The organism is Pseudanabaena sp. 'Roaring Creek', assembly GCF_001402795.1.
Classification (GTDB): Bacteria; Cyanobacteriota; Cyanobacteriia; order Pseudanabaenales; family Pseudanabaenaceae; genus Pseudanabaena.
This window is the reverse complement of the sequence record NZ_LIRE01000452.1, coordinates 1-1,450: the sequence shown is the minus strand read 5'-3', so window position 1 is coordinate 1,450 and position 1,450 is coordinate 1. Positions and strand designations below refer to the sequence as shown.

1 protein-coding gene is annotated in these 1,450 nt (G+C 45.0%); it reads right to left on the bottom strand.

Annotated features, from left to right (window positions below; all coding sequences use genetic code 11):
* A partial coding sequence (locus AC805_RS14525) for a DUF4347 domain-containing protein (protein ID WP_156341413.1) occupies positions 1-1,450 on the bottom strand: 1,450 nt, incomplete at both ends.

Here is a 1,450-nt window from a genome sequence, read left to right as displayed (position 1 = left end):
TATTACCAGAGACAGTGCTATTGGTGAGCGTCACGGCTCCAGTTCCATTGTTATTTATTCCACCACCATTGCCTGATGTATTCCCATTGATAATTCTTAAACTATCAAACGTGGTATTGCCATTACCCGCGATACCAAATACTCCCACCGCATTATTCCCACTCACCGTGACATTGCTTGCTCCAAATGCGCCACTGATGGTCAGATCGCCAGTAGTGACATTAATCGCCAAAGTTGATGCCAAAGTAATCGCTGCTTGAGCGCCATTAAACACAGTCGGGTCAAACCGAATATCATCAGCACCCGCTAAAGCATTGGCATCAAGAATTGCTTGCCTCAATGACCCTGCACCCGCATCATTAATATTCGTAGCCGTAAAGGTAACGAGTCTGGCATCATAACTATTCTGGGCTTCAGAACTAAACACCACACCCGTATTCAGTTTCCCAGTCTGATACTCTAGATTCCAGTTACCACCAAGCTTACTGCTACCCGTGAGGTCAGTCGAAGCCGCCACATCATGCCCCGTATAATTCTTTACTGCCTGAACTAGAGCCGCCCCATTCTCTCCACTAGCTAAATTACAAGCATAGAGCAAAATATTCGCCGCAGGAGATAGAGCCGTCTTCCATGCTTGGAGATCGGTGGCATATTTAGCAATATTCTCAGTACTGACAAAATCTTTGCCTAGCCAGAAATTCCCAACATCGCCTTCAGAGACAATATGCAAGCTATTTGCACCCGTCACACTCGCTAAAGTCTCAGTCACTTTCTGAATGCCATACTGATCAGGATTAATCAAGGTGACACTACTACCGCCATTAGTTCCATCAAGTAAGGTTTGATAATTTTTAACGGTGCTGTCAATGAATACAAAATTCCAACCCTGTTGGATATTAGTCGCATTCAAAGAAGCTTGAGTCGTATTGTAACGATTGGCAAGGACATTGATATTTGTTGCCGTGAGATTACCCGATGCGATCGCCTCTCCTGCTTTGGTCGGTGCAGTAATCCCTGAACCAGTCAGTAATTTTGGCAAATCAATTCCTGCGATCGCTTTGGTACTGCCCAATTCTTGCTGAGTGGCGATCGGTAGATCAAAGCTGAGAACACCACCTTCAGGCGTAATTCTTACATACTTACCATCGGGAACAGCTACGATATTGATTGTGCCGTTAGGTGTAGCGATCGCTCCTGTATTAATGACTATCCCACCAACTAGAGAAATACTTTTCCCTTGAGGAACATTGAGATTGCCTTGATTGAGAATCACGCCTGATGTTTGTCCTTGAGTTAGTGGCGATGTCGGACTAGTAAAGGCGAAAGCATTGGGAGTTCCTGTCAGATTCTTCAGATCACTGACGCTAGTATTCATGCCAAACCAACCATTGCCAACCTGAATTCCATTAGCAGTCGTAGCTGTAAAAGAAGCTGGTACATTCAAACTGGC